Source organism: Stenotrophomonas sp. YJH_SMC_12-1 (assembly GCF_059370935.1).
Genome location: NZ_JCAFUD010000003.1, coordinates 325,004 through 342,156 on the forward strand (window position 1 = coordinate 325,004; position 17,153 = coordinate 342,156).

The following is a 17,153-nucleotide window of genomic DNA, read 5'->3' on the forward strand; positions in this document are numbered from 1 at the left end:
TCGTCCATTGAATGACTGCGCAAACGGTGGCGATGCTGCCGGATCGCTCGCTGCCGGTCACCCGCATGTCCCCTCCCGAACGTTCCCACAATGCGGCCATTGACGGCCTGCGCGCATTGGCGGTGCTGGCCGTCATCCTGTTCCACACCAATGCGGCATGGTTGCCCGGTGGCTTCACCGGCGTGGACCTGTTCTTCGTGGTGTCCGGCTTCGTGATCAGCCAGTCGTTGGCCTCGCGCACCCATGCGTCGCTGGGCGCGCTGTTACTCGATTTCTACCGGCGTCGCGTGCTGCGCCTGCTTCCCGCGCTGCTGGTGATGCTGATGGCGACCTTCGTGCTGTCGGCACTGTTCATTCCCCGCGCATGGCGCAATGAGCAGTTCGACCAGACCGGCTGGTCCGCGTTGGTCGGCTTCAGCAACATCGTGCTGGCGGGTCAGCAGAACGACTACTTCTCACCCGGCGCGGAATTGAACCCTTTCCTGCACACGTGGACGCTGGGCGTGGAGGAACAGTTCTACCTGGTCTTCCCGCTGCTGTTCTTCGTGTGGCTGCGCGGGCGTGAGCGCTGGCCGTGGTCGCGTTGGTTGTTGCCGGTGCTCACCCTGCTGTCGCTGGCGTGGGCAGGCTGGCAGGCGCAGACGGCACCGGCGGCAGCGTTCTACCTGCTGCCGGCGCGGTTCTGGGAGCTGGCCGCGGGCGCGCTGCTGTACCAGTGGATGCGCACGCGCACGCCGGGCCAGAACGCTGACATGGTCGCAGCGGCCGGCCTGGCGATGCTGGCCGCAGGTGTGGTGATCGCCCCGCAGCTGGCGATGCCGGTGCCGGGGGTGCTGGCGACCGTGGCCGGTACCCTGCTGCTGTTGGCGAGCGTGTCGACAGCGGGGTCATCGCGCATTGCCCGCGCGCTGGGCTGCGCACCGCTCGCCTACCTGGGGCGCCTGTCCTATTCGCTGTACCTGTGGCATTGGCCGCTGCTGGTGCTGCTGCGCTGGACCTACGGCCTGCACGGTGCTGCGCTGTGGCTGTATCCGGTACTGCTGCTGGCGGTGTCGGCCGCGTCCTACCACTTCGTCGAACGCCCATTGCGCCGTGCGGCGCCGCTGCTGCGGCTGGCACCGGGCAAGGTGCTGGCGATGGCATTGCCGCTGGTGGCGCTATGTGGCGCGGGTGCCTGGGCCACCGTGGAGTACCACGAGCAGGTCTCGCTGAGTGTTACCCGTGACGGCTATGCATGGCAGGCGCGGCGCTACCCGGCATGGCGCCCATTGGAGCCGGTGAGTGCGCCGGCGCTTGAAGGGCGGCGACTGTTCGTGTCCGGCGATTCGCACGCGGCGGCGTATCGCACCATGGCCAGCATGGTCGCGCGCCAGACCGGCATGGAGGTGCGCCAGCAGGATCGCGGCGGCTGCAGCTTCGTCAACCTGCTGCGGGCCAGCCCGTCCGACTGCCAGGGCTTCATTGAGGACGCGTTGTCGACCATCGAGCGCGAGGCGCGCCCCGGTGACTTCGTGCTGCTGGTGGCCCTGCGAATGCCGGAGCTGCGCGGATTTGACTGGCAGCGGGAGGATGCACAGCAGATCTATCGTCAACTGCTTGCCGAGCGCACCCCGACCCATGCGCAGGCCGCGCGTGATGAGGCTGATCGTGTTCTTGGACGTCTGCAGAAGCTGGGCGTGCATGTGGTTTTGGATGCACCGCTGCCGTTGTTCAAGGCCGGTGCGTACCGCTGTTCGGACTGGTTCAACCGCCGCAATCCGGCTTGTGCCGGCGGTCTGAGCATGCCGCGTGCGGATCTGGAAATGCTGCGCGTGCCGCAGATGGCACTGCTGGCGGACCTGGCCGCACGTTACCCGTCACTGACCGTGTGGGATCCGCTGCCGTTGCTGTGCGGGCCAGACACCTGTTCGGCGGTGGAAGACGGTGAACCCCTGTTCTTCGACAATGACCATCTGAGCGGGCATGGTAATCGCGTGCTGTTGCCCAGCTTCCGCCAGACCCTCATCGACAGCGTAGGCAGCGCGCCCCGGTAGCGCCGGGCATGCCCGGCGGCGTTCACACCGGCGGCAGCACTTTGCCCGGGTTGAGGATGCCGTCCGGGTCCAGCGCGGCCTTGATCGCGCGCATCGTCGCCAGCGTGGCCGGGCTGAACGCCTGCGCCATGAAATCGCGCTTGGCCAACCCAATGCCATGCTCGCCGGACAGCGTGCCGCCCAGTGACAGCGTCAGTTCGAAGATCTTCGGCAGTGCGGCATGCGCGCGTGCGTTTTCGTCGGCGTCGTCCGGGTGGTAAAGAATGTTGACGTGCAGGTTGCCGTTGCCGGCATGACCGAAGGTGACGATGGTCAGGGTGTAGTCGCGCGCCAACGCCTGTACACCGGCCACCAGTTCCGGAATGCGCGACACTGGGACCACCACGTCTTCATTGATCTTGCCGGGCGCGACCGTCCGCAGTGCCGGCGACAGCGCCTTGCGCGCCGCCCAAAGCTGGTCGCGCGCGCGGCCTTCCATCGCCACGTCCAGCTCGATCATGCCGTCGCCTTCGGCGGCGCTGGCCAATGCCTGCAGCAGATAGGGCAGGGTGTCGTGGTCACCATCGGCCTCGACCAGCAGCATCGCACCAGCCTCCGGAACATTGGCGCCATTGAGCCGCAGCAGCTCCAGGCTGCGTGCGTCCATGAATTCCAGGCGGGTGGGTACCACCGGCTGCGACATCAACCGCGACACGGCGGCTGCGGCGGCATCCGCATCGCGGTACAACACGCGCAGCCCGGCCTGGCTGACCGGCAGCGGGGTCAGTTTCAGCGTGGCTTCCACGATCAATGCCAGCGTACCTTCGCTGCCCACCAGCAGATGGGTCAGATCGTAGCCAGTGGCGTCTTTGGTGTAGGCGCCGCCGCAGCGGATCACCTCGCCGGTGCCGGTCACTGCCACCAGGCCCAGCACGTTGTCGCGGCTGGTGCCGTACTTCACCGCGCGCGGGCCACCCGCATTGCAGGCCAGGTTGCCACCGACGCTGCAGATCTCCGCACTGGACGGGTCCGGTGCCCAGAAGAGGCCGTGCGGGGCCAGTGCCTGCTGCAGGGCGCCATTGAGCACGCCCGGTTGCACCACCGCGCAGCGATCGCCGGCGCGGATCTCGACGATGCGGTCCATGCGGGTGAACGACAGCACGATGCTGCCGGGTAGCGGCACGGCTGCGCCGGTGGTGCCAGTGCCGGCGCCACGTGCGACCAGAACCACGCCATACGCGCGGCAGGCACGCACCAACGCCTGCACCTGTTCGATGCTGGCGGGCAGCGCGACGGCAGCGGGGCGCTGGTGGCGCCACGAGTTGTCCTGCGCGTTCGCCTCCAGCGCGTTGTCATCCATGCGCCAGCCATCGGCACCCAGCAGGGCGGACAGTTCGGCAACCAGGGCAGCAGGCAGGGCAGGACTCATGACGGATCTCGTGGGGCAGCAGGAGCGGGTTGGATCAGTTTCCAGGTGACAACGGCGCCAGCCAGTGGCAGCCACACCCAGCGCAGTTCCGACAGCAGGGTGGCCAGGCCGCGCGCGCTGAAGAACTGTGGGGCGAACGGTGAAACGCGGATCGGTCGCCACGGCGCGAAGAAGCGTTGTTCGCTCCAGGGCCAGGCGAGGGCCACGCCGAGGCCGCCCGAGGTCATCGCATCCAGCAACGGGTGGCTGGCAGCGCAGATGAAGACGAACACTGCCGCCTGCACGGTAGATGCCACCGTTGGCCGCGCCCAGGTAGGTGCCAACCTTGGTTGGCACGAAACCGCCGACCAAGGTCGGCGACTACCGGGCCTGTGTGGTGCCGACCAAGATCGGCGGTTACCAAAGAACGCCGGCACCGCGGCCAATGCCGCCAGCATGCCGGCAAACAGCAGCGAATGGCTGGCGCCGCGATGGCCGAACGCATCGGCGTAGGGAATGTGCAGCGCGAAGGCCAGTACATCGGCATCGGGCAGCATCGCTGCAATCACGCCGGCCGCCAGCAGGTGCGGCGGGATGCGGCCGCGATCAGCGGCGCACCACAGCGCCAGCGGCACGGCAGCATGGGTGATGATCGAAGGCATCAGTCACACACCGTGGTCGTGCCGGCCTGGCTGCGCGCTGGCAGGTGCCAACCTTGGTTGGCACAGAAGCGCCGACCAGGGTCGGCCTCTACCAGAGCGGACGGTACCCATCAGCAATCATCCAGCCGGAACGCATCACGCAGCCACCGCAGCTGCGGCGGCTCGCCGGTGGCGTCGACCACATCAAAACGGCAGGGTGCATCGGCCAGCGCCGGGTTGTCCTGCAGGTACAGCTGCGCGGCGTGCGCCAGGCGTCGGCACTTGCGCACATCCACCGAAGCGGCACCGCCACCGAAATCCGATCGCGCGCGATAGCGCACTTCCACGAACACCACGGTGCCGGCATCGTCCATCACAAGGTCCAGTTCACCGCCGCGATAGCGCACGTTGCGCGCACGCGGCTGCAGTCCCGCCTGTTGCAGATGCTGCTCGGCGGCGGCTTCCACCGCCGAGCCCCGTTGGCTGCGCTCAGCGACCACCGGCGATCGGCATCGGCCGGCCGCCATTGAAGGTGGACCAGGCCGGCTGGCGCAGGATGTTGCCGTTGCTGTCCAGGAACAGGGTGCCGGTGGCACCGTCCAGGCCGCCTTCGTTGGACAGCTTGTCCAGATAGGCGGTGATCTTCCAGGCATCGGCGCCGAAAGCGAACAGGCGGCCGGCTGCACCGCGTGCGCTGGGCAGGGTGCTGGCGACCTGGCTGGCCGACGGCAGGCCCGACACGCTGCGCACGTTCCAGGCTTCGTTCGGGTAGACGATGCCGTCCAGCGCCACGTCTTCTTCCACCTTGCCGCTGCCGATGGTCAGTTGCGAGGTGCCGACGCGGGTGGCGCCGCCGGCACCGGCCAGCGCCAGCTGCGGTGCCAGCAGGCGCGCCTGCGGCGCACGCACGGCGAGGAACACGGCATCGACCTGGCCGGCATTGCGCACCTGCGCACCGACATCGCCGACTGCATCGCTGACGCCGATGGTGGCCACCACCTGGCCGCCACGCTGGGCGAAGCGCTGGGCGAAGGCGGCGGCGGCACGGCGGCCGGTATCGTCGGCGCTGTTGATCACCAGCGCCTTGCCGCGCTCGCGACCACGCAGGTATTCAGCGGCGACGATGCCGTCATCTTCCGGTGCCAGCGAGAAACCGGCGCTGCCGGCCGGCGGCGCATCCTTGCCACGGTTCAGCGCCAGCACCGGCACCTGCAGCTGCTTACGGCCGTACACCGCGTCCACTTCGTCGCGGCCCAGCGGGCCGACCACGAAGTCGGCACCGGAGGCCACGGCCTTGTCATAGGCGGCGAGGGCACCGGCCGGGGTACCGGCGGTGTCGATGAAGTTGATGTCCGGGCGGCGGCGGGTCTCGCCGTAGTACGCGGCCAGCAGGCCATCGCGCACCGGCTGCGCGGCGGTGGCCAGGCGGCCGCTGAGCGGCAGCAGCACGGCCAGCTTGGCCGGCGGGCGGTAACCGTCGCTCATCGCCGGCGGGCGCTTGCTGGTGTCGAACTGGGCGGCGCCATCGCGGTCGAACGGTCGCGGCAGCGGCAGGCCGCGTGCAATCAGTGCGCGGCCGGCGAAGTTGTACAGCGGGTCGTTGGCCGGCAGGGCGGCGGCACGACTGCGCAGGGTGGCGTCGTCGAGTGTACCGAGCAGGCCGGCGATGGCGGCCTGGTTCTCGCTGCGCGCACTGCCGGTCAGGCTGGCATGGGCGCGGGCACGTTCGGTGGCGGCGCCGAAGGCATCGCCGGTGCCCTGCAGCGCAGTGGCGCGGGCCAGATACCAGCGCGTCCGCAGTGCCGGCAGCACGTTGTCGCCGTGGTCCTTCAGCAGGGCCAGGGCCTGCCCCGGCTGCTTGTCGGCCAGCGCCAGCTCGGCACCGGTCAACTGGTAGCGCTGCAGGCTGGCGCCGGTCAGCTGGCGGGCGGTGAGCTGACCCAGCAGGCTGCGCGCGCGGGCGCTGTCGCCGGCCAGGTGCCAGGCCCAGGCCGCATCGGCCAGGGCATTGGTGCGGGCTCCGCCGCGCAGGGTGGCAGCAAGGCCTTCCAACTGCAGTGCGGCGTCGCGCGGCTTGCCCTGGTCGATCAGCGCCAGCGCCTGGCTCTGGGCCGGCGATTCGGGCGCGCTGGTCAAGCTGGTGGTGGCACAGCCGGCCAGCAGCATCAACGACAGCGACAGGGCGGAGATCCGTGCGGCGGGCTTGTTCATGATCGGGTCCATGCGATGAGGGCAGCGGCCTTGGCCGGGTACACGCTACGATTCTACCCTTGCCCCGTGAGTACCGCTGAAATGAGTGTGCCAACCCTGTACGTCGTCGCCACCCCGATCGGCAACCTGGCCGATCTGAGCCCGCGCGCGCAGGAGGTGCTGCGCTCGGTGGCGGCCATCTGTGCCGAAGACACCCGCCGCAGTGGCCAGCTGCTTTCCCATTTCGGCATCCAGCAGCCATTGGTGGCCCTGCACGAACACAATGAAGAGGCCCTGGCCCAGCGCTTGGTGTCGCGCCTGCAGGCCGGCGAATCGCTGGCGCTGGTCAGCGATGCTGGCACCCCGCTGGTCAGTGACCCCGGTTTCCGTCTGGTGCGTGCCGCGCGTGCGGCGGGCATCAAGGTCAGCCCGATTCCCGGCGCCTGTGCCGCCATCGCCGCGCTGAGCGTGGCCGGCCTGCCCAGTGACCGCTTCAGCTTCGAGGGTTTCCTGCCGGCCAAGGCCAGCGGCCGCCGCGACCGCCTGCAGGCGCTGGCCGGTGAAGTACGCACGATGGTGTTCTACGAATCCTCGCATCGCATCGCCGAGTCGCTGGCGGACATGGCGGCGATCTTCGGCGGCGAACGCCCTGCGGTGCTGGCGCGTGAGCTGACCAAGCTGTTCGAGACCGTGCTCGATGGCGACCTGGCCGGCCTGCTGGCGAAGGTGGAAGCTGACGAGAACCAGCGCAAGGGCGAGTTCGTGGTGATGGTGCAGGGCGCCGGCGACGATGAGGAAGCGCAGCTGGCGCATGGCCGTCGCGTCTACGCCAAGCTGAGCGAGCACCTGCCGCCGTCGACCGCGGCGAAGCTGGCGGCAGAGTTGACCGGTGCACCGCGCAAGGCGTTGTACGGCAGTTGATGGATCGTGCGGACCAAGGTCCGCACCCACCAGAGCGGAATCCGCACCCACCAGAGCAGCGGAGTCGGTAGATCCACGCCATGCGTGGATGGATGAACCGGATGCCGCGATCAGCACGGCAGGAAGGGCGTGCGTAGGCTAGAATGTGCGCTGGCGGAGCCGGCCAGACAGTCGCGTCATCCCTTCGGGGGTGCCGAGGAAAGTCCGGGCTCCATAGGGCAAGGTGCCAGGTAACGCCTGGGCGGCGCAAGCCGACGGAAAGTGCAACAGAAAGATACCGCCTACGTCTTCTTCGGAAGGCCGGTAAGGGTGAAATGGTGCGGTAAGAGCGCACCGCGAGTCTGGCAACAGACCGGCACGGCAAACCCCACCTGGAGCAAGACCAAATAGGGATCCTTTGGCGCGGCCCGCGTTGGATCCGGGTAGGTTGCTTGAGCGTTGCGGTGACGTAACGCCTAGAGGAATGACTGTCCACGACAGAACCCGGCTTATCGGCCGGCTCCGCCTCTTTCTTCTACATGCGTGCTTGCATATGCGTGAACCGCGCATCGGTAGTGCCGGTCGCTGGCCGGCAGCTTCACGCTGCCAGCAGCGGCGGACAGAATACCGGCCAGCGGCCGTCACTACCTCGACGTCGCGCGGTCTTCAACCCGGCGTACGGTACTGCCCGGCGGAGATGAACTGCTCGAACCGTTCACACCACACCACCACGGTGGTGTAGTCGTCCACGTCCACGTTCGCAGGCACCTCCACCAGGAAGCGGTTGAACGTCTTCACCTCGCCGATGCGCTGGGCCTGCGCCTTGATCTTCAGGAAATCGGCCTTGTTGTCGACAAAGTCGCGGACCAGGTAGACCTTGTAGTCCGGCCCCGGGCCCATCTTGCCGTCGAACGCGACCTGGCGGGCGCTGACGCTGACGTTGCCTTCGGCCCAGTGCACCGCGTCGCTGCCCTTGAGGTCGCGACGGAAGGTGGTGTGGTAGCGGGCGTCGCCCATCGCCGCCTGCACCTTCGCGACCGGCGGGTCATCGGGAGCGATCAGGATCGGCAGCAGGTAGATGCCCAGGCCGAAGCCCAGGCCGAGGGTGAGCAGGTGGGTGGCGAGCAGGATGAGGGTACGGCGCATGGGGCCTCCATGTGGATGTGGATCGCGCGGCATGGCGCCGGGCATGAGCACCTTGGGAGGTTGCGGGCGGCATTTATAGACACAGTGCGAGACGCAAAAGGGGCACAGTGGGATGACCTCAGCGGCGCAGGCCCTGTGGCGCGGGCGAGAAGGCGCTGCGCCGGGAAGCTGAATGACGCCGTTGGCAGTCCTGGAGCAGGTAGTGCCGGCCGCTGGCCGGCAGCTGCGTGGCCTACCCGAAGATCCGGAGGTTGCCGGCCAGCGGCCGGCATTACCCGGTCAGAAAATGACGTGGCTCTGTCCGTTGGCTGCGCCCTGCGGGCCAAAGCGGCGCTCGTGGATCTCGCCGTGGCCCTCGGCGTCGATCAGCAGCACGGTGCTGGCGCGGGTGCCGTAATCGTCGCCACGGATGAACGCCGGGCTCAGCCAGCGCTCGCGTTCCAGGCCGATGCCGGTGTCGGGCAGGTCGCTGTCGGCGGGGCGATGTTCGTCGGCCAGCGCGGCCCAGAGCGGGGCCAGATCCTCATCGCCGGCCTGCAGCCACGCAGACAGCGCGTCCATCAGCCGTCGGGTCTTCGGCCAGGGCGCGTCCAGCGCGCCGTTGGACATGCCATGCACGCCCGGGCCCAGGCTCTGGCGCTCGGCGGGGTGGTTGCCGAGGTACTCCAGGCTGTCGCCATCGGCCAGCAGCAGGTTGAAGGGCGCATACGCGCCCGCCACGGTGGCCAGCCGGTCGATATGCACGGCGGCGGGGTCGCGGCCGCGCAGGAAGTCGGCCACCAGTGCACCCCGGGACGGGCCGGTCTGTGCGGCCAGCGGATCACGGACATTGGTGACCACGGCCATGCGGCCGCCGGCGCCGACGCCGGCCCAGCCACCGCCGGAGCGCAGGTCGCGCCCTCCGATGACGGAGGTCTCATCCTGCCAGGGGGCCAGCGCCGCGGTCGGGCGGGCGTGGAACTCATCACGGTTGCCGGTCATCACCAGCCGCCAGCGCGGGTGGTGCATCCAGCCAAGAGCGAGCAGGCACATGGCCTCATTGTGCATCGTTTGCGCAGTCCGGCGGCGTTTCCGGCCGGTTCCGGATGAATGCGCGGGCGATGTTTCACGCCTTGTCCACAGCCCTGAACTTCCGTTCAATCTCAAAAATTGAGACGGATCAGCAACTTGTGGATAAGCCTTGAACAATTCTCTAAAGGTTGTTGCAAGCCATTGATGCGGCTGGCGATTTCCCCGCTGAAAGTTGTTGACAACCCCTCGGCCGCTGCTAAGGTGGGCATCAGAGGGAAATCCGGGTGTTTTGTGGGTTTTCGTGGTTCAATGTTTCACCGGGCGAAGGATAGGTGCACGCGTCGTGTTCCAGGGCGAGACGGCCATCACAGTTGACGATAAAGGGCGCATGGCGGTTCCCACCGCTTACCGCGACCTCGTCGCGCGCGCCAGCAACAACCGTCTCGTGCTGACCTACAACCCGTTCGAAGCCGGCTGCCTGTGGCTGTATGCAGAGTCGGAATGGGAGCGGGTCCGCGACGACGTCATGTCCAAGCCCAACACCCAGCGCGTCGTGCGCCTGTTGCAGCAGAAGCTGGTCGGCTCGGCCGCCCATCTGGAACTGGACGGCAACGGTCGCATCAGCATCCCCGCCAGCCACCGCGGTGCGGTGGGCATTGAGAAGAAGGCGGTATTGCTCGGTATGGGCGACAAGTTCGAATTGTGGAGCGAGCAGGCGCATCGGGCCCTGATCCAGCAGACGTTGTCTGACGAGGATCTGGGTGATGGGTTGCTCGACCTGAAGTTGTGAGCCGGGGTGCCCGGATGCGCCCAGAAGCGCAGACCGGTCACCTTCCGGTGTCGCAGTCGCCGGCGGTGCACCTGCCGGTCCTGTACACCCAGGTCCTTGAAGGCCTGAGGGTGATCGAAAACGGACGTTATCTGGATGGCACGTTCGGTCGTGGCGGTCATGCACGTGGCGTGCTCACCCAGCTCGGTCCCGAGGGGCGCCTGCTGGTCATGGACAAGGATCCGGAAGCCATCGCCGTTGCCGAGCGCGATTTCGCGCCGGACCCGCGCGTGTCCATCTTCCGTGGCAGCTTCGCCCAGCTGCTGCAGTGGGATGCGACGGCCGAAGGCCTGGACGGCGTGCTGTTCGACCTGGGCGTGTCGTCGCCGCAGCTGGACGTGGCCGAACGTGGCTTCAGCTTCGGCAAGGACGGCCCGCTGGACATGCGCATGGACCCGGACAGCGGTGAAAGCGCCGCGCAGTGGATCAACCGCGTGGAAGAGCGCGAAATTGCCGACGTGCTGTGGACCTATGGCGAAGAACGCCAGAGCCGCCGCATCGCCCGTGCCATCGTGGCCCGCCGTGAGAAGCAGCCCTTCTCCCGCACCGCCGAACTGGCCGAGCTGATCGCCTCGGTGATGCCGCGTGGGAAAGACAAGATCCACCCGGCCACGCGCAGCTTCCAGGCCATCCGCATCCACATCAACCGCGAGCTGGCCGATCTGGAAGCGGGGCTGGATGCGGCGGTGGAGCGGCTCAAGCCCGGTGGCCGGCTGGCGGTGATCAGCTTCCATTCGCTGGAAGACCGCATCGTCAAGCAGTACATGAACCGCCTGGCCAAGGCGCCGCCGGCCAACCGCCGCCTGCCTGAGGCGGTGGCGTTCGTGCCGACGCTGGACCTGATCGGCGGTGCCATCAAGGCTACCGACGAGGAACTGGCCGCCAATCCGCGTGCGCGCAGCGCCGTGCTGCGCGTGGCCCAGAAGCGGGAGGCCGACGCATGAGCCGGCTGCTGCTGATCATCCTGCTGGCGTCCACCGTGGCCTCGGCGATCGGCGTCGTGTTCGTGCGTCACCGTCATCGGCAGACGTTCATCGAACTGTCGCGCGCCGAGCGCAAGCGCGATGACATCAACCTGGAATTCGGCCGCCTGCAGCTGGAGCAGGCGACCCTGGCCGAGGCCAACCGCGTGGACCGCATTGCCCGCGAGAAGCTCGGCATGAAGTTCCCCGAGGCCGCCGACATCGTGGTGGTGCGGCCATGAGCAAGGCCGGCCGCAACCGCCCGCGCAATGCCTTCAACCTGCGCCAGCGCCTGCGCTGGGTCGCGCTCGCGCTCGGCCTGTGCTCGGTGTCGCTGGTCGGTCGTGCTGCCTACGTGCAGATCATCAACAGCGACTTCTACCAGCGCCAGGGCGAGGCCCGTTACCTGCGCGAGCTGCCGATCAAGACCTCGCGCGGCATGATCACCGACCGCAACGGCGAGCCGCTGGCGGTATCCACGCCGGTCGCCTCGATCTGGGTCAATCCGCAGGACCTGTTGCGTTCGCCCGAGCGCATCCCGGAGCTGGCCCAGGCGGTCGGCATGTCGGTGGACGAGCTGAGCAGCCGCCTGTCGCAGAAGTCGGACAAGGAATTCATGTACCTGCGTCGCCGGATCAATCCGGACGAGGCAGAGAAGGTGGTCGCGCTGAAGATTCCGGGCGTGGCCGCGCAGCGCGAGTTCCGCCGCTTCTACCCGCAGGGTGAGGCGATGGCGCACGTGCTGGGCTTCACCAACATCGACGACCGCGGCCAGGAAGGCCTGGAGCTGGCGTTCGACGAATGGCTGCGCGGCAAGGCCGGTGCGAAGCGGGTGATCCGCAACCGCAAGGGCGAGACCGTCGAGAGCGATCTGCTGCGCGCCGCTGAGCCGGGCAAGGACCTGACCCTCAGCATCGACCGCCGCATCCAGTACCTGGCGTTCAAGGAACTGCGCAACGCGCTGGTGGCCAACAAGGCAGCGGGCGGTTCGATGGTGATCATGGACGTGACCACCGGCGAGATCCTGGCCATGGTCAACCTGCCGACCTACAACCCGAATTCGCTGACCGGCGCGCTGCCCGATGCGCGCCGCAACCGTGCGGTGACCGATCTGGTCGAGCCGGGTTCGACGATGAAGCCGTTGACCATCGCTACCGCACTGCAGGCCGGTGCGGTGACCAAGGACACCATCATCGATACCAATCCGGGTTACATGACCCTGGGCCGCTTCACCATCCGTGACGTGCCGCGCAACAACGGCGTGCTGAACGTGACTGGCGTGATCACGCGCAGTTCGAACGTGGGTGCGGCCAAGGTCGCGGCGAAGATGCCGGACCAGGTGTTCTACGACGGCGTGCGCCGCTTTGGTTATGGCTCGGTACCGCACAGCGGTTTCCCCGGTGAATCCGGCGGCGTGGTGCTGCGCCCGGCGCGCTGGTCGGGTACCACCAAGACCACGATGTCCTACGGCTACGGCCTGAACGTGACGCCGCTGCAGATCGCTACCGCCTATTCGGCACTGGCCAACGGCGGTCGTCTGATCGCGCCGACCTTCGTCAAGGGCCAGCGCAATGAAGGCCAGCAGATCATCGACGAGAACGTCGCCAGGCAGGTGGTGGCGATGATGGAAACCGTGGTCACCCAGGGCGGCGCCAAGCAGGCGGCGGTGCTGGGCTACCGCGTGGCCGGCAAGACCGGTACCGCGCGCAAGGCCGGTCCGGGTGGTTACGAACGGGGTCATTACAACGCGCTGTTCGCCGGCGTGGTGCCCGCCACCAACCCGCGCTTCGCCACCGTCATCGTCATCAACGATCCGCAGGCCGGCAAGTTCTACGGCGGCCTGGTGTCGGCGCCGGTCTATCACAACGTGATGGAAGGCACCCTGCGCCTGATGGACGTGCCACTGGACGACCTGCAGTCGTGGCTGGCCGCACAGCAGTCCGGCAAGGTCGGTCACTCGGCCTCGATCCTGCCTGCGCCGCCGGCCGAGACCGCGCTGCCAGTGGATGCCGCCGCTGAATTCGATGCTGCGCTGCCGAGCGCGCACGCCCAGACGCCGCCCACTACGGGAGGCACGCAATGAGTCCTTCGATGTTGCTTTCGCAGTTGCTTCCGGACGTTGCCCTTGCAGGGCACGACCCCGTTCTGACCGGCCTGGTGCTGGACAGCCGCGCCGTGCGTCCCGGCAATGCTTTCGTCGCCATCGCCGGTTTCGGCGCGCATGGCCTGGGCTTTGTCGAGCAGGCCCGCGCCGCCGGTGCCAGCGTCATCCTGTTTGAACCGCCGGCGCCCGCCGAACTGCCGGCACCGGCCGATGCGATCGCCGTGCCGGGCCTGCGCGCACGCATGGGTGCGATGGCCGACCAGTTCCATGGCGCGCCGTCGCGGGCGATGGCGATGGTCGGTGTCACCGGCACCAACGGCAAGACCTCCACCGTGCAGCTGCTGGCCCAGGCCTGGCACCTGCTCGGTACGCCCAGTGGCAGTATCGGCACGCTGGGTGCCGGACTTTATGGCGCGGTCGAGCCGACCGGCTTCACCACGCCGCTGGTGCTGCAGATGCATGCGCTGCTGGCGCAGCTGCGCGACGCCGGTGCGCGCGCGGTGGCGATGGAAGTCAGCTCGCATGCGCTGGACCAGGGTCGCGTGGATGCCGTGCACTACGACGTGGCGGTGTTCACCAATCTCACCCGCGACCATCTGGACTACCACGGCGACATGGCCAGCTACGGCGCGGCCAAGGCGCGGCTGTTCCACCGTCCGGGCCTGAAGGCCGCAGTGATCAATCTGGACGACGCGTTCGGCCGCCAGCTGTTCGCCGGCCTGCCTGCGGGCGTGCAGCCGATCGGCCTGAGCTCGCGCGGTGCCACCGACGCCAGCGTGCGCGCCGAGGCGCTGCAGCTGGATGGCCGTGGCATTGCCTTCGAACTGGTCATCGACGGCCAGCGCGCGGCGGTGCAGTCGCCGCTGCTGGGCCGCTTCAACGTGGACAACCTGCTGGCCGTGGCCGGCACCCTGCACGCGCAGGGCCAGCCGCTGCCGCGCATCGCCGAAGTACTGTCGGCGCTGCAGCCGATCCGTGGCCGCATGAACCGCCTGGGCGGCGAAGGTGGCCTGCCGACCGTGGTGGTCGACTACGCACACACCCCGGACGCGCTGGAACAGGCGCTGGACAGCCTGCATGGCCACCTGCAGGGCACGCTGTTCTGCGTGTTCGGCTGCGGCGGCGAGCGTGATACCGGCAAACGCCCGCAGATGGCGGCCATTGCCGAGCGTCTGGCCAACCAGGTCATCGTCACCGACGACAACCCGCGTGGCGAGGATGGCGACGTGATCGTGGCCGACATCCTGGCCGGCTTCACCGATGCCTCCGCCGTGACCGTGCAGCGCAGCCGCGCGCGTGCGATCGGCCTGGCGGTGAAGCGTGCCGGTGCCGGTGACATCATCCTGATCGCTGGCAAGGGCCACGAGCCGTACCAGGAAGTGAATGGCGTGCGCCATGACTTCGACGACACCGAAGTGGCCGCCGCTGCACTGGCGGCCAAGGCCGGTGTACTAGAGGCGCAGGCCGGGGAGGGCACCGCATGAAGCGCACCCTGCTTTCGCTGATCGCACACTGGGCCGGCGGCGAGATCCACGGCGACGACGTGGCCATCGATGCGGTCAGCAATGACACCCGCAGCCTCGGCCCGGGCAGCCTGTATGTGGCGCTGCGCGGCGAGCGTTTCGACGGCCATGACTTTGCCGCCGACGCGCAGGCGCGCGGTGCCAGTGCGCTGCTGGTCGAGCGCCTGCTGCCGATCGAACTGCCACAGGTGCTGGTGGCCGACAGCGAACTGGCACTGGCGAAGATCGCCACCGGCATGCAGCGCGTCCGCGGCACCGAGGTGTTCGCGATCACCGGCAGCAACGGCAAGACCAGCGTGAAGAGCCTGCTGCTGTCGATCCTGCAGCAGGTGGCCCAGCACGCCCACAAGGTGGTCTACGCCAACCCGGGCAACCGCAACAACGAGATCGGCCTGCCGCTGGCGGTGATCGAAGCGCCGGAAGATGCCGACTACGCCGTCTACGAGATGGGCGCCGGCAAGCCGGGCGATATCGCCTACCTGACCGACATCGCCCGCCCGCGCTATGCGCTGGTCAACAACATTGCCCCGGCGCACCTGGAACGCATGGGCAGCCTGCTCGGCGTGGCGGTGACTAAGGGCGCGATCTATGCAGCGCTGCCGGCCGATGGCGTGGCGTTGATCAATGTGGACGATGCCTACGGCCGCTGGTTCGAACAGCATTTCGTCGGCACCCCGCCGCGTTGCCGCGTGCTGCGCTACGGCCTGGAACATACCGCCGAGGTGACCGCGCGCGACATCCGCGCCGGCGCGCAGGGCAGCCAGTTCACCCTGGTCGCACCGAGCGGCGAAGCCCGCGTGGTGCTCGGCCTGCCCGGTCGCCACAACGTCAGCAATGCGCTGGCCGCCGCCAGCCTGGCGCTGGCCGCCGGTGTCGACCTGGCGCTGATCGCGACCGGCCTGGCCGAAGCGCAGCCGGTGCCGGGCCGCCAGATTGCCCATCAGCTGCGCAATGGCGCGGTGCTGGTGGACGACAGCTACAACGCCAACCCCGGTTCGCTGGCTGCGGCCATCGACGCCCTGGCCGCCGCGCCGGAAGAGGGCTGGCTGGTGCTGGGCGACATGCGCGAGCTGGGTCCGGACGGCGAGGCGCTGCATGCGCAGGCCGGCATCCGTGCACGCGCCGTCGGCCTGAAGCGGTTGTATGCACTGGGTCCGCTCAGTGCCGCCGCTGCGGCCGCCTTCGGTGAAGGCGGACGCCATTTCGATACCCATGGTGCGCTGTCACAGGCGCTGCAGGACGAGTTGCACGCTGGTGTGCGCTGCCTGGTCAAGGGTTCCCGTGGCAGTGCCATGGACCTGATCGTCAAAGCGCTGCTGGCGCAAGGAGAGGAATCCCCGCATGTTGTATGAACTGGCTCGATGGTTGCAGCAGTTGGAGAGCCTGTTCGGGCTGTTCAACTACCAGACGTTCCGCGCCATCCTTGCCGCGCTGACGGCCCTGTTCCTGTCGCTGTGGCTTGGCCCGGCGATGATCCGCAAGCTTGCCCAGTTCAAGGGCGGCCAGCCGATCCGCAAGGACGGTCCGCAGACCCATTTCTCCAAGGCCGGCACGCCGACCATGGGCGGTTCGCTGATCCTGCTCACCGTCACCCTGTCGGTACTGATGTGGGCCGACCTGCGCAACCGCTACGTGTGGCTGGTGCTGGCGGTGATGCTGTGCTTCGGCGCCATCGGCTGGTATGACGACTGGATCAAGATCGTCCGCCGTGACCCGAACGGCCTGAAGTCGCGCTGGAAGTACCTGCTGCAGTCGATCTTCGGCCTGGCCGCGGGCCTGTTCCTGTTCTATACGGCCGACGTGCCGGCGGCGCTGACGTTCTACATCCCGATGTTCAAGTCGGTGGCGTTGCCGCTGGCCGGCATTGGCTTCGTGGCGATCGCCTACTTCTGGATCGTCGGTTTCTCCAACGCGGTGAACCTGACCGACGGCCTGGACGGCCTGGCGATCATGCCAACCGTTCTGGTGGCCTGCGCGCTGGGCGTGTTCGCGTATGCCTCGGGCAACGTGGTATTCGCCAACTACCTGCAGATTCCGCAGATTCCAGGCGCCGGCGAGCTGGTCATCATCTGCGCGGCCATCGCCGGTGCGGGCCTCGGCTTCCTGTGGTTCAACACCTATCCGGCCATGGTCTTCATGGGCGACATCGGCGCGCTGGCGCTGGGCGCGGTGCTGGGCACGATCGCGGTGATCACCCGCCAGGAACTGGTGCTGGTGATCATGGGCGGCGTGTTCGTCATCGAAACACTGTCGGTGATGATCCAGGTGGCCTCGTTCAAGCTGACCGGCAAGCGCGTGTTCCGCATGGCGCCGATCCACCACCATTTCGAACTGAAGGGCTGGCCCGAGCCGCGCGTGATCGTGCGCTTCTGGATCATCTCCGTCGTGCTCGTGCTGATCGGCCTGGCCACGTTGAAGGTGCGCTGA

The 17,153-nt window shown here is 68.0% G+C and carries 15 protein-coding genes and 1 other RNA gene; 10 read left to right on the top strand and 6 right to left on the bottom strand.

Going from position 1 to position 17,153, the window contains the following annotated elements:
* The first annotated feature begins 11 nt into the window (after positions 1 to 11).
* Positions 12 to 2,033, top strand: a complete 2,022-nt coding sequence (locus tag AC5P8Y_RS07595) for an acyltransferase family protein (RefSeq protein WP_495201888.1) — start codon at positions 12 to 14, stop codon at positions 2,031 to 2,033.
* Positions 2,034 to 2,055: 22 nt separating this feature from the next.
* Here AC5P8Y_RS07595 and AC5P8Y_RS07600 read toward each other — a convergent pair whose 3' ends face one another.
* The 4 genes from AC5P8Y_RS07600 to AC5P8Y_RS07615 all read right to left on the bottom strand — a co-directional run bounded on the left by AC5P8Y_RS07600 (position 2,056) and on the right by AC5P8Y_RS07615 (position 6,272).
* Positions 2,056 to 3,441, bottom strand: coding sequence for an FAD-binding oxidoreductase (locus AC5P8Y_RS07600; protein WP_111108793.1), 1,386 nt, complete (start codon positions 3,439 to 3,441; stop codon positions 2,056 to 2,058).
* Positions 3,438 to 4,082: a metal-dependent hydrolase gene (locus AC5P8Y_RS07605; RefSeq protein ID WP_049402372.1), complete on the bottom strand. Its 645-nt coding sequence runs from the start codon at positions 4,080 to 4,082 to the stop codon at positions 3,438 to 3,440. The genes AC5P8Y_RS07600 and AC5P8Y_RS07605 overlap by 4 nt, the downstream gene beginning before the upstream one ends.
* Positions 4,083 to 4,192: 110 nt before the next feature.
* Positions 4,193 to 4,561: a YraN family protein gene (locus AC5P8Y_RS07610; protein WP_174842129.1), complete on the bottom strand. Its 369-nt coding sequence runs from the start codon at positions 4,559 to 4,561 to the stop codon at positions 4,193 to 4,195.
* Positions 4,551 to 6,272 (bottom strand): penicillin-binding protein activator, encoded by a 1,722-nt coding sequence (locus AC5P8Y_RS07615; protein WP_049402415.1) that lies wholly within the window; start codon positions 6,270 to 6,272, stop codon positions 4,551 to 4,553. Before AC5P8Y_RS07615 ends, AC5P8Y_RS07610 begins: the two co-directional genes overlap by 11 nt.
* A gap of 81 nt (positions 6,273 to 6,353) precedes the next feature.
* Here AC5P8Y_RS07615 and rsmI point away from each other — a divergent pair, with 81 nt between their 5' ends.
* The gene (gene rsmI / locus AC5P8Y_RS07620; protein ID WP_005412235.1) at positions 6,354 to 7,172 is read left to right on the top strand and encodes a 16S rRNA (cytidine(1402)-2'-O)-methyltransferase; all 819 of its coding nucleotides are present in this window, start codon (positions 6,354 to 6,356) and stop codon (positions 7,170 to 7,172) included.
* A gap of 155 nt (positions 7,173 to 7,327) precedes the next feature.
* Positions 7,328 to 7,679: RNase P RNA component class A (rnpB, locus tag AC5P8Y_RS07625), an RNA gene on the top strand.
* Between the two features lie 138 nt (positions 7,680 to 7,817).
* On the opposite strand, the gene AC5P8Y_RS07630 is transcribed toward rnpB, so the two are convergent.
* Both AC5P8Y_RS07630 and AC5P8Y_RS07635 read right to left on the bottom strand, forming a co-directional pair.
* A complete protein-coding gene (locus AC5P8Y_RS07630; RefSeq protein WP_005412238.1) occupies positions 7,818 to 8,297 on the bottom strand; it encodes a DM13 domain-containing protein in 480 nt (159 codons plus the stop codon).
* A gap of 279 nt (positions 8,298 to 8,576) precedes the next feature.
* Entirely contained in the window at positions 8,577 to 9,329 is a 753-nt protein-coding gene (locus AC5P8Y_RS07635; protein WP_033834460.1) for an NRDE family protein, read from the bottom strand.
* Between the two features lie 322 nt (positions 9,330 to 9,651).
* On the opposite strand from AC5P8Y_RS07635, the gene mraZ reads away from it, so the two are divergent.
* Genes mraZ through mraY form a run of 7 tightly spaced genes read left to right on the top strand, consistent with a single transcriptional unit; the run spans position 9,652 to position 17,153 of the window.
* On the top strand, positions 9,652 to 10,098 hold the full coding sequence (mraZ, locus tag AC5P8Y_RS07640) for a division/cell wall cluster transcriptional repressor MraZ (RefSeq protein WP_004143635.1): 447 nt from the start codon (positions 9,652 to 9,654) through the stop codon (positions 10,096 to 10,098).
* A 14-nt stretch (positions 10,099 to 10,112) separates the two neighbouring features.
* Positions 10,113 to 11,081 (top strand): 16S rRNA (cytosine(1402)-N(4))-methyltransferase RsmH, encoded by a 969-nt coding sequence (gene rsmH, locus AC5P8Y_RS07645; protein ID WP_012479154.1) that lies wholly within the window; start codon positions 10,113 to 10,115, stop codon positions 11,079 to 11,081.
* Positions 11,078 to 11,341, top strand: a complete 264-nt coding sequence (ftsL, locus tag AC5P8Y_RS07650; RefSeq protein ID WP_005412242.1) for a cell division protein FtsL — start codon at positions 11,078 to 11,080, stop codon at positions 11,339 to 11,341. Before rsmH ends, ftsL begins: the two co-directional genes overlap by 4 nt.
* Entirely contained in the window at positions 11,338 to 13,182 is a 1,845-nt protein-coding gene (locus AC5P8Y_RS07655) for a peptidoglycan D,D-transpeptidase FtsI family protein (RefSeq protein WP_005412243.1), read from the top strand. Before ftsL ends, AC5P8Y_RS07655 begins: the two co-directional genes overlap by 4 nt.
* Entirely contained in the window at positions 13,179 to 14,687 is a 1,509-nt protein-coding gene (locus AC5P8Y_RS07660; RefSeq protein WP_033834433.1) for a UDP-N-acetylmuramoyl-L-alanyl-D-glutamate--2,6-diaminopimelate ligase, read from the top strand. The genes AC5P8Y_RS07655 and AC5P8Y_RS07660 overlap by 4 nt, the downstream gene beginning before the upstream one ends.
* Positions 14,684 to 16,078, top strand: a complete 1,395-nt coding sequence (locus AC5P8Y_RS07665) for a UDP-N-acetylmuramoyl-tripeptide--D-alanyl-D-alanine ligase (RefSeq protein WP_049433198.1) — start codon at positions 14,684 to 14,686, stop codon at positions 16,076 to 16,078. Before AC5P8Y_RS07660 ends, AC5P8Y_RS07665 begins: the two co-directional genes overlap by 4 nt.
* A complete protein-coding gene (gene mraY, locus AC5P8Y_RS07670) occupies positions 16,068 to 17,153 on the top strand; it encodes a phospho-N-acetylmuramoyl-pentapeptide-transferase (protein WP_033834434.1) in 1,086 nt (361 codons plus the stop codon). The genes AC5P8Y_RS07665 and mraY overlap by 11 nt, the downstream gene beginning before the upstream one ends.

Coding starts and splice junctions, on each gene's coding strand:
- AC5P8Y_RS07595 (WP_495201888.1), top strand. CDS start 12: ATGACTGCGCAAACGGTGGCGATGCTGCCGGATCGCTCGCTGCCGGTC.
- AC5P8Y_RS07600 (WP_111108793.1), bottom strand. CDS start 3,441: ATGAGTCCTGCCCTGCCTGCTGCCCTGGTTGCCGAACTGTCCGCCCTG.
- AC5P8Y_RS07605 (WP_049402372.1), bottom strand. CDS start 4,082: ATGCCTTCGATCATCACCCATGCTGCCGTGCCGCTGGCGCTGTGGTGC.
- AC5P8Y_RS07615 (WP_049402415.1), bottom strand. CDS start 6,272: ATGAACAAGCCCGCCGCACGGATCTCCGCCCTGTCGCTGTCGTTGATG.
- rsmI (WP_005412235.1), top strand. CDS start 6,354: ATGAGTGTGCCAACCCTGTACGTCGTCGCCACCCCGATCGGCAACCTG.
- AC5P8Y_RS07630 (WP_005412238.1), bottom strand. CDS start 8,297: ATGCGCCGTACCCTCATCCTGCTCGCCACCCACCTGCTCACCCTCGGC.
- AC5P8Y_RS07635 (WP_033834460.1), bottom strand. CDS start 9,329: ATGTGCCTGCTCGCTCTTGGCTGGATGCACCACCCGCGCTGGCGGCTG.
- rsmH (WP_012479154.1), top strand. CDS start 10,113: ATGCGCCCAGAAGCGCAGACCGGTCACCTTCCGGTGTCGCAGTCGCCG.
- ftsL (WP_005412242.1), top strand. CDS start 11,078: ATGAGCCGGCTGCTGCTGATCATCCTGCTGGCGTCCACCGTGGCCTCG.
- AC5P8Y_RS07655 (WP_005412243.1), top strand. CDS start 11,338: ATGAGCAAGGCCGGCCGCAACCGCCCGCGCAATGCCTTCAACCTGCGC.
- AC5P8Y_RS07660 (WP_033834433.1), top strand. CDS start 13,179: ATGAGTCCTTCGATGTTGCTTTCGCAGTTGCTTCCGGACGTTGCCCTT.
- AC5P8Y_RS07665 (WP_049433198.1), top strand. CDS start 14,684: ATGAAGCGCACCCTGCTTTCGCTGATCGCACACTGGGCCGGCGGCGAG.
- mraY (WP_033834434.1), top strand. CDS start 16,068: ATGTTGTATGAACTGGCTCGATGGTTGCAGCAGTTGGAGAGCCTGTTC.